A 10073-nucleotide genomic window follows, 5' to 3' on the forward strand; every position below is an offset into this window, starting at 1 on the left:
CTCCTAGTAGGCGAAAGCGAGCTGGTCGGCGGGCTTGTCATCGGTGGGATCGGGCGGCATCACCCCGGGGACGCCCGCGCGGACGTAGCGGGTCAGCAGGAAGACCTCGACGACCGCGAGCAGGCCGTAGACCAACGTCAACGTGATCAGCGACGTCCACACCTCACCGGTGGTCAGGCCGGAGACACCCTGCGCGGTGAACATCCAGACACCGTCCACACCGGTCGGGTTGGGCACCACCACGAACGGCTGGCGCCCCATCTCGGTGAAGATCCAGCCGAAGCTGTTGGCCAGAAACGGGGTCGCGATGCCCAACAGGGCCAACCGCGGGAACCATTTGCTGCGCGGGATCCGACTACCTCGGGTGAACCACAGCACGGCGGCGGCACCGAGCGCGGCGAGCGCGCCGAAGCCGATCATCAGGCGGAAACCCCAGTACGTCACCGGCAGGTTGGGCACGTAGTCGATCGGCTTGCCGGACAGTTCACCCAGTCGGTCGTCCACCGGGTAGTTGGCGCCGTAGCGGTCCCGGTACTGCTGGACCAGGTCGTCGACACCGCGCACCTCGGTCGAGAAGTCGTTGTGCGCCAAGAAGGACAGCAGCGCGGGCACGGTGATCGACTTGACGCTCTCGCAGTCCGCCCGGCCGACATCGCCCACCGCGAAGATCGAGAAACTCGCGGGCTGCTCGGTGTGGCACAGGGCCTCGGCGGCGGCCATCTTCATCGGCTGCTGCTCGAACATCAGCTTGCCCTGCATGTCACCGGTGATCGAGAGGCCCGCGAACGCGACCAGGCCGACCCAGCCACCCAGCTTCACCGAGGCCCGCCACACCGGCCGGTCCTCGTCGCCCGCGTCCCGCTTGCGCCACAGGTGCCACGCGCCGATACCGACCAGGAACGTGCCCGCGACCGCGAAACACCCCGTCACCGTGTGCGGGATCGCGACCAGCGCGGTGTTGTTGCCCAGCACCGCCCAGATCGACGTCAACCGCGGCTTCCCCGCCACCAGGGTGACCCCGACCGGGTGCTGCATCCACGAGTTCGCGGCCAGGATGAAGTACGCCGACGCCATCGACGCCAGGCTGAACGCCCACGCGCAGGCCAGGTGCACCCGCTGGGGCAGCCGGTCCCAGCCGAAGATCCACAACCCCAGGAAGGTGGACTCGACGAAGAACGCGACCAGGCCCTCCATCGCCAGCGGCGCGCCGAACACGTCGCCGACGAAGCGGGAGTACTCGCTCCACGCCATGCCGAACTGGAACTCCTGCACGATGCCGGTCACCACGCCCATGGCGAAGTTGACCAGCAGCACCTTGCCCCAGAACTTGGTCATCCGCAGGTACTTCGGGTTCCCCGTGCGCACCCACGCCGTCTGCATCCCCGCGACCAGCACCGCCATCCCGATGGTCAACGGCACCATCAGGAAGTGGTACACGGTGGTGATCCCGAACTGCCACCGGGCCAACTCCACTACGTCCACGGTGAACAGAATCGCCCCACCGACGGGAAAACGGCAGGTTCGCGGGTCCTGTCCACCCGGGACGTAGGTCCCGTGAGCGGACACACAGTGAAGGTTGTCCGGTTCGCCACCCGCGCGGGTTACTGTGCCCGGTCGGAGCGAACTCGCCTTCCTCCGTCCGGACCTGGACGTGGAGGATGTGCAACCGTGGGAACTTCCCTGATCGCCTTCGGCAGCGCGCTGCTGTTGGTGCTCGCCGTCGAACTGCCGGACAAGACGCTGGTGGCGACCCTGATCCTGACCACCCGCTACCGGGCGTGGCCGGTGTTCGTCGGGGTGAGCGCCGCCTTCGCGGTGCAGTGCGTGATCGCGGCGACCTTCGGCGGCGTGCTCACCCTGCTTCCCGATCGGGTGGTCACCACCGTGGTCGCCGTGCTGTTCGCGCTCGGCGCCTTCCTGCTGCTCAAAGAGGGCTTCGCCAAGCAGGACGTGGACGCCGGGGCGGCCGAGGCGACCACACCCGCCGTGTCGTTCTGGCGCGTCGTGCTGACCTCGTTCGGGGTGTTGTTCGCCGCCGAATGGGGTGACGCGTCGCAGATCGCCACGGCGGGTCTGACCGCGCGCTACGGGCAACCGTTCTGGGTCGGGCTGGGCGCGTGGATCGCGCTGGTCGCCGTCGCCGGGATCGCCGTACTGGTGGGGCGCAAGATCGCCGAGCGGATCAAGCCGCACCTGATCCAGCGCGTCGCGGGCGTGGTGTTCGCGGGCTTCGCGCTGTTCGCCTCGTACGAAGCGATTTTCGGATAAGGGCTACCGCAGGGATTCCGCGATAAGAGCGGCGGCATGGACCACCTTCGGGCCGACAAGGGCACCGTCCAACGGCTCGAAGGTGACCACGCCAACGCTCGCTCTGAGGTCTGGCACGCCACGAACCGGCGCCGCGATCCCGTACGCACCGGGCTGCAGCTCACCGATCGTGCCGACCCAGCCGGGTTCCGGCGTGCGCAGCGCGATGGCCTTACCCGCGGCCCCCTTGTGCAACGGGTGACGCGTGCCGACGCGGTAAGCGACGTGGTACGTCGTCCAAGACGGCTCCACCACGGCGATCGCTTGCGCCTCATCGCCATCGGCCACCGTCAGGTGCGCGGTCGCGCCCACGGCCTCGGCCAGCTCCCGCAACGCGGGCAACGCCGCCACCCGCAACTGCGGGGCGACCTTCGCCGCCAACTGGAGCAGACCGAGACCGAGCCGCACCTTCGACCCCTCGCGCCGCACCAGGCCACGTGACTGCAACGGCACCAGCAACCGGTACACGGCGGCCCGGCTCGCCCCGATCGTGGCGGCCAGATCGCTTATCGTCGGCGCCTCGGTGTCCGAGTCGGCGACCGCCTGCAACAACGCCAACCCCCGGTCGAGGGTCAGGGAACTCTCCTTGGCCACCGGGACCGTCTGGCGGGTGACCGGCCCCGTCGACCGTATGCCAGGCACCCTCAGTCACCCGCCGCGCGTATGGTGCCCGCGACCTCGGCCAGGCCGATGACCGAGCCGTCCGGGCCGGGGGCGGTCGCGGTGATGACGACCGTGTCGCCGTCCGCCAGGAACGTGCGCTGCTCGCCGCCGTCCAACTCGACGGACTCCTTGCCGCCCCAGCTCAGCTCCAGGAACGAGCCGCGCTGGTGCTTGTCCGGCCCGGACACCGTGCCGGACGCGAAGAAGTCACCCGGGCGGACGGTGGCGCCGTTGACGGTCATGTGGGCAAGCTGCTGGGCGAACGAGTACGACATGCCCGCGAAGTCCGGCTTCGAGACGAGAGTGCCGTTCCAGAACACCTCAAGGTGGATGTCCAGGCCCCAGTGCACGTCCTCGACCAGGTAGTCCAACCTCGGGTGCCCGGGATCGGGCACCGGGACCCGCGCGGCCGCGAACGCCTCCAACGGGGTGATCCACGCGCCGACCGACGTGGCGAACGACTTGCCCAGGTGCGGGCCGAGCGGCACGTACTCCCAGGCCTGGATGTCCCTGGCCGACCAGTCGTTGACGGTCACCACGCCGAACACGTGGTCCGCGGCGGCCGAGGTCGACACCCGGCGGGCGACCGGGCCACCGCAGACGAACCCGATCTCGGCCTCGATGTCCAGCCGGACACTCGGGCCGAACACCGGGCCGTCGTCGGTCTTGCGCTGCCCGTACGGGCGCTCGACGTCGGTACCGGACACGACGATCGTGCCGGAGCGGCCGTGGTAGCCCACTGGCAGGTGCGTCCAGTTCGGCAGCAGCGGCGCTTGGTCCGGCCGGAAGATCCGACCGACGTTCTCCGCGTGGTGGCGCGACGAGTAGAAGTCCACGTAGTCGCCAACGGTGAACGGCAGCAGCGCGCGCGTCTCCGACAACGGCACCAGCACCGCGCCCTCGGGAGCGGCGGGCGAGCGAACGAGCTCGACCAGCCTCGCCCGCAACGACGACCAAGCGGGCCTACCGGCGGCCAACAACGGGTCAAGAGAGCGGGCCGTCACCAACTCGGCCAACTCCGCGGTGAACTCGTCCGCGATGGGCCTAAGAGGCAATGCGTGGTCGCCGACGCGCACGGCCACGGTGGGACCGTTCGCGGTCTCCACCACGCCGTACGGGAGGGTCTGCGGCCCGAAAGGCTTGTCCTCGGCGAACGCCGGGTCGTCGATCCAGCTCACAGCAGGCCCAACCCCTCCAGATCCTCAACCGGCTCACTCAACGAGCACGACCCGTACGAGCCGAACGACGCCCGCACCGCGCGCGCCGCGTCGTCGGAGAAGCCCTTGATCTCCTCGGCCAGCGCGGCGCCGTCGGTCTCGCCGAGCGCGGCGCGCACGTCGCCCCCGGAGAGCACCCGGCCGGTGGCGACCAGCAGGTTCAGGAACCCGTGGTGCTCGAACCCGGTCTCGTGGTCGGTGTGCCGGACCGCGTTGTGCAGCCCCGCGGTCGCCTTGAACGAGGTCACCCCGGCCACGATGGCGAGGAAGTCGGCGACCTCGTCCACGCTGGGGAACGCCTCCCGGCTCAGGCCGCCGCAGCGGATCTTGGGCCAAGAGCCGTGGCCGACCACGCGGCGGATGCCGTCCAACCACTCCTGGCCGCCGCGGCGCGGCTCGACCACCCGGATGACGTCCTCGGGGACGAACTCGTTGACCCGCTCCAGCCACACGTCGTCGACGTCGGCGGGAGCGGGCATCTCGACCATCCGCAGCACGAGCAGCTCGGCCCGCGACTCGACGATCGACAACGCCTTGGGCACGCCGCCGAGCCCGGTATCGATCACCAGGGAGAGCTCCACCGGCTCCGCCGGTTTCGCCTTCACCAACTCGGTGATCAGCTCGGGCAGGCGGGACGCCTGGCAGAGGAACAGACCCATCACACCGGCGTTGCCCCCCACCCGCCCGGACAGGTGCGTGCGCACCGCGTCGGGCATGGGCGCGTTGCCCGGGGGGAACAGGGCCGCGTCGTCGACAAGCCGCGCGAACAGCGGCGGGATGCCGCGCGGACCGGGCACTGGGAGGGGAGCTGCGCTTGACACGGCTGACACGCTAGTAGCGTACCGCCAACTGAACAAAGATGTCCGATAGGCGGACATCCAAACCGGAGGTCTCGGAGGAGCAATGCCGCACTACCGCCGCATCGGAGAGATCCCGCGCAAGCGGCACACCCAGTTCCGGTCACCGGAGGGCAAGCTCTACGCCGAGGAGCTGATGGGGGTCGAGGGGTTCTCCGCCGACTCGGCCCTGCTCTACCACCGCCACCTGCCGACGGCGATCGTGAACGCCGAGGTGGTCGCGGACTTCCGCGGCAAGCTCAGCCCGAACCACCCGCTCAAACCGCGGCACTTCCGCACCCAGGACCTCAAGTTCTCCGCCGACGCGGACGCGGTCACCGGTCGGCGCACCCTGTTCGGCAACGCCGACGTCGTCATCGGGTTCGCCATCGCCTCGGCGCCCAGCCCGCTGTACCGCAACGCGGTCGGTGACGAGCTGTTCTACGTGCAGGGCGGCGGCGGCACCGTGGAGACCGTGTACGGGGCGTTGACGGTGCGCGACGGCGACTACCTGGTGATCCCCACGTCGACCACCTACCGGGTGGTGCCCGACGGGGAGATGCGGCTCTACATCGTCGAGGCCGCCGGGCACATCGGACCGCCCAAGCGGTACCTGTCCAGCAAGGGGCAGTTCCTCGAACACTCCCCCTACTGCGAGCGTGACCAGCGCGGACCCACGGAGCCGCTGCTCGTCGACGGCGAGGACGTCGAGGTGCTCGTCCGACACCGAGCGGGGTTGACCAGGTTCACCTACGCGAACCACCCGTTCGACGTAGTCGGCTGGGACGGCTGCCTGTACCCGTGGGCGTTCCACATCAACGACTTCGAGCCCATCACCGGCCGCGTCCACCAGCCGCCGCCGGTGCACCAGACCTTCGAGGGCCCCAACTTCGTGGTCTGCTCGTTCATGCCGCGCAAGGTCGACTACCACCCGGACGCCATCCCGGTGCCCTACAACCACGCCAACGTCGACTCGGACGAATTGATGTTCTACGTCGGCGGCAACTACGAGGCGCGCAAGGGCTCCGGCATCGGCATCGGCTCGCTGTCACTGCACCCGAGCGGCTTCACCCACGGCCCGCAGCCGGGCGCCGCCGAGGCCTCCATCGGCGCCGACTTCTTCGACGAGACCGCCGTCATGGTCGACACGTTCCGCCCGCTCGACCTGGGTGAGGCCGCCGCCGACAGCGAGGACCCGCGCTACGCGTGGAGCTGGAGCAAGCGCGGCCCGGACTGGAACTGAATCGAACCGGATTGGGTGGAGCGCATTCTCGCATTCCACCCAATCCACGTTCCCAGCCCTGTTTCGCATTGTCCGCAAATCACCAACAGACGCCAGGGTCGCTATTGGCGGGGGTAATCGCCTAGGATCTTCCCCCTGTCACCTGTGCCGGGTGCGTGAGGATGGGCAATGGGGTACGCGAGAGAACTGGCCAATCCCTGGGGACTGTTGCTGGCGGCCAGCGCTGGGGCGGTCGCCTGGGCAATCCACCTGACCGGGTGGTTGACCTTCGGCGTTGGCCTGGTCGTGCTGCTGGGTCGCGCGGCCATCGGTCGACGGGCGAAGTTGCTGCCGGTCGCGCCCGCGATCGAACCGGATTCCGCGGAAGAAGTGTGGCTGCGCCGATTCGAAGCGGTGCGCGAGGAATTCGGACAAAACGAATCCATTGACGTTATCGGACGCACACTGCGCCGATTCGCGGTGCGCGCGTCGGCCATCGTCCGGGTGGAGGTCGCCGCCGACGACGAGGTCGAACTCGCCCGGCTCACCGACACGTACACCGCGCTGATCACCCGACTGGAGTCCACCGTCAACGGCGTTGAGGACCTGGTCGGCGCCCCCGACGCGGACCGGCGGCTGGCCGAGATCCGGGTCGCCGCGCTGCAGACCGAACGGGCGACCCGGGGCTGGGAGTCGACTCAGGAACCGAATTCCGCCCGGTTGAGGAACGGGTAACCCGGAATCCCGGCGATCATTTCCCGACCCGCGTCCGGCGTGCCCGCCACCCACAGCAACCCGGTGGCCGAGATGTTCGCCCGCAGCGCGTGCCCGGCCCGTGGCAACTTCACCGCGACCGCGCGGCCATCGATCAAGATCGCCTGGCCGACCACCGTTTCCCGGCGCACCCGATTCGGTTCCGGCAGCGTTATCGACACCGATTTCCATGGTCCGGCGGCGAGCAACTTGTCGACCCTGGCCCAATACCAGGCCCGGTAGCCGCGCCACCCGAGGAAACCGAGGATCAACAGCGTGCCGACCAGGGTGCCCACGGCGAGCCAGACCTGATCCGACCGAACCCCGCGCCGCACCAGGTCGACATCGACGAAGATGGCGAAAACGGTCAACAAGATCGGCGCGACCAGATCGGTGCGCGAACGCTTGCGCGGCCCGGCGATGACCCTCGCGAGAACAGCGTCACCGGCGGCGAGGGACGCGCGGCCCGGGTCGTGCTGCTCAACCGCGACCTCGATGCGATCGGACAGGTCGGCGGTGGTGACCCGGGCCTGACCGAGGGGCAGCGCGAGACCGGTCGAGCGGATCGCCGCCCACCCCCTCTCGTCCGGCCCGACAACCCAGACCCGACCGGTACGCGCCAAGATCTGCTGCGCGGGCCACGGCATGGCAGGCGCCAAGAGGGCGACGTCGGGGAGTTGGAGGCCGACCCGCGGGAAGCCGCGGCCGGGGCGGTAGACGGTCACCGGGGACTCACGCCACGGCTGCTCGCGCAGCAACTTCGACGCAGGCCCGATCCAGCGCCCGCTGATGACCACGGCCAGGAAGGTGGTCACCAAGAATGCGATCGCCGCGACAACCAGTACCGTGATGCCCAACCACCCACCGCCCACCGCGATCAGCCACCCGGCGAGCCCGGCGAACACCACCGCGGCCACCGGCAGACCCACCAACGGAAGACGCAGGGACGAAAGGGCCTTGGCGGTCGCCGGGTCCTCGATCGCGGGCCGATCGGTCGGTGGTTCGACCGCGGGTGCCTCGCTCACAGTTGCCTCCAGGTCGGATGTGCCCGCAGCGTAGCCAGTTCGTGGGATCACGCTTCCCCCCGACCCGGCATCAAGTTAGGGTGACCTAACTAGGAGGTGAGCCGTGAGCAGAACGGACGCACCACGTCCCCCAGCCCCACACCCGGCCGAACGCGCCCGCACCATCGCCACCCTCGGCGGCCGCGCCACCCTGGCCCCCGCCGCAGGCCACACCGAACGCGTCGTCCCCGTCCTGCACCACGTCCACCCCGACGGCTCAGTCAGCACCCTCCTCCCCGCCGACCACGAACTCGTCGGCGCCGCCTGGTCCGCCCCCCGCGGCGAACTCGCCGCCATGCTCGAACTCGCCGACACAGCGCCGGTGCCATTGCGCGAACCGGTTCGCGGCCTGCTGTGGATCACTGGCTGGCTCCGGGCGCTGTCGGAACCGGAGGCACGAACGCTGGCCGTTGAGGTCGCGTCGGTGCGGCCTGATCCGCGACTGCTGGACTTGGGCCACGGTGCGACCTTGCTGCGGCTGATCCCGGCGTCACTGGTGATCGCGGATGCGGAGGGGACGCATCCGGTGACCCTGGACGCGTTCAGCCAGGCGACACCGGATCCGTTCGCGGAGCACGAAGCGGGATGGCTGCGGCACCTGGAGTTGTCGCATACGGACGTGGTGGGGTCGCTGGCTCGACACCTTCCTGACGATCTGCGCGGCGGACATGTGCGGCCGCTCGGGTTGGACCGGTTCGGGCTGCGCCTACGGGTGGAGGCCATTGACGCTGACCACGACGTCCGGCTCGCGTTCTCACGCCCGGTTAGCAGTGCGACTGAGCTCAGCTCCGAACTTCGACGGTTGGTGGGGTGCCCGTTCCTGGCCAGCCAGCGCTGATCTTGGCTTGGTCTGGTTCTGGCTTGGTCTGGTTCTGGGTCTTGGCTGGGGTTCCGGCTTCGGTCGGGTTATCCACAGTTGGGCTCGTTGTCCACAGGGAATGACGTGGGCCGGTTTTGATTGCGGTGGGGCGGTAGACTGGCCTCGGGGTCGCCCCCCGGGAAGGGTGGGGGCCGCCCGGACCCGTACGAGGGTGGCGCGAGGGTGTCAATCGCTGGGTTGGGTGGTTGTGGCGGTGCGACGTTGGCCGGTCATGTCTGGCCGGGTGGCCGGGGTTGCGCACAGGCCGGTGGGTTGTCCACAGGCCCTGATGCCTGCCCCTGTTGATCTCGAGGAGCCGGTAGACTGGCCTCGGGGACGCCCCCCGGGAAGGGTGGGGGCCGGGCTGCGCCCGGACGGGTCGCGGTAAGAGGCGGCGGGGGTGCGGGCGCTTCGAGATCTTCGGCCTGCGCACGCGAGCCGGTGCCGTTTGGGCGACCTGGGGATCGACCGTCCTGTTTGAGTAGGCCGCGACGGCGGGGCTTGCGCTGCACGCCAATGCCCTGCTCGCCACAAGTTGACCGGTCGTCGATGTCTCACTCACCGCAAGGTCCTCACGGGCGGTGAAGGCGTAGCGGGTGGCCAGATCGAACTCGGTGACGGTGTCCCAAAGTTGGCCGGTCGAGTTATCCACAGTTTGGCTGGCTGTCCACAGGCTCTGATGTCGGCCCCTGTTGATCTCGAAGGGCCAGTAGACTGGCCTCGGGGACGCCCCCCGGGAAGGGTGGGGGCCGGGCTGCGCCCGGAGGGGTCGCGGTAAGAGGTGGCGGTAGGAGTAACGGCCTGGTGGTGTTCGAGGTCGTCAAGTTGGCCCAAGTGCGCTGTTAACGTCTGGGGCCAGCGCGCGCTGCTGACGCCAGCCATCGTCTCGTGGGTCGACGGGCTTGCTGGCCGCTCCTTCCACGTCGATGCCCCGTTGGCCGCGAGTCGGTTGGTTGAGTTATCCACACTCTGGGCCGCTATCCACAGGCTCCGGCGCTGGCCGCTGTAGATCTTGCGGGGCCGGTAGACTGGCCTCGGGGACGCCCCCCGGGAAGGGTGGGGGCTGGGTTGTGGTCGGTGGGGTGGCCGTAAGCGGTGGGGTGAGGGGTGTTGGGGCTGGGGTCTGAGCGGGTGGGGGTGTGCTGGGCGGGG

9 protein-coding genes are annotated in these 10073 nt (G+C 69.4%); 4 read left to right on the top strand and 5 right to left on the bottom strand.

The genetic code is table 11. The annotated features are described in order from the left end of the window. Nucleotides 1-3 precede the first annotated feature (3 nt). Entirely contained in the window at nt 4-1482 is a 1479-nt protein-coding gene (locus H504_RS0123875; protein WP_026424832.1) for a cytochrome ubiquinol oxidase subunit I, read from the bottom strand. Nucleotides 1483-1680: 198 nt separating this feature from the next. Here H504_RS0123875 and H504_RS0123880 point away from each other — a divergent pair, with 198 nt between their 5' ends. Continuing rightward, on the top strand, nt 1681-2268 hold the full coding sequence (locus H504_RS0123880; protein ID WP_026424833.1) for a TMEM165/GDT1 family protein: 588 nt from the start codon (nt 1681-1683) through the stop codon (nt 2266-2268). A 3-nt stretch (nt 2269-2271) separates the two neighbouring features. Here the strand turns inward: H504_RS0123880 and H504_RS0123885 are convergent, their stop codons facing one another. Genes H504_RS0123885 through H504_RS0123895 form a run of 3 tightly spaced genes read right to left on the bottom strand, consistent with a single transcriptional unit; the run spans nt 2272 to nt 5008 of the window. Further along, entirely contained in the window at nt 2272-2901 is a 630-nt protein-coding gene (locus H504_RS0123885; RefSeq protein WP_026424834.1) for an IclR family transcriptional regulator, read from the bottom strand. Nucleotides 2902-2951: 50 nt separating this feature from the next. After that, complete coding sequence (gene fahA, locus H504_RS0123890) at nt 2952-4148, bottom strand: fumarylacetoacetase (protein ID WP_026424835.1); 1197 nt, start codon at nt 4146-4148, stop codon at nt 2952-2954. Beyond that, nucleotides 4145-5008 (bottom strand): hypothetical protein, encoded by an 864-nt coding sequence (locus H504_RS0123895; RefSeq protein ID WP_035305724.1) that lies wholly within the window; start codon nt 5006-5008, stop codon nt 4145-4147. Before H504_RS0123895 ends, fahA begins: the two co-directional genes overlap by 4 nt. Before the next feature lie 82 nt (nt 5009-5090). On the opposite strand from H504_RS0123895, the gene H504_RS0123900 reads away from it, so the two are divergent. Beyond that, on the top strand, nt 5091-6266 hold the full coding sequence (locus tag H504_RS0123900) for a homogentisate 1,2-dioxygenase (RefSeq protein ID WP_026424837.1): 1176 nt from the start codon (nt 5091-5093) through the stop codon (nt 6264-6266). 168 nt (nt 6267-6434) lie between these two features. Continuing rightward, nucleotides 6435-6980 (top strand): hypothetical protein, encoded by a 546-nt coding sequence (locus H504_RS39000; protein WP_026424838.1) that lies wholly within the window; start codon nt 6435-6437, stop codon nt 6978-6980. Here the strand turns inward: H504_RS39000 and H504_RS39005 are convergent. Continuing rightward, the gene (locus H504_RS39005; protein WP_026424839.1) at nt 6944-8023 is read right to left on the bottom strand and encodes a hypothetical protein; all 1080 of its coding nucleotides are present in this window, start codon (nt 8021-8023) and stop codon (nt 6944-6946) included. The two genes, H504_RS39000 and H504_RS39005, sit on opposite strands and share 37 nt — an antisense overlap. Nucleotides 8024-8126: 103 nt before the next feature. Here H504_RS39005 and H504_RS0123915 point away from each other — a divergent pair, with 103 nt between their 5' ends. After that, entirely contained in the window at nt 8127-8900 is a 774-nt protein-coding gene (locus H504_RS0123915; RefSeq protein WP_026424840.1) for a DUF2470 domain-containing protein, read from the top strand. Nucleotides 8901-10073: the final 1173 nt, after the last annotated feature.

The sequence above is a fragment of the Actinokineospora inagensis DSM 44258 genome (assembly GCF_000482865.1).
GTDB classification, from domain to species: Bacteria; Actinomycetota; Actinomycetes; order Mycobacteriales; family Pseudonocardiaceae; genus Actinokineospora; species Actinokineospora inagensis.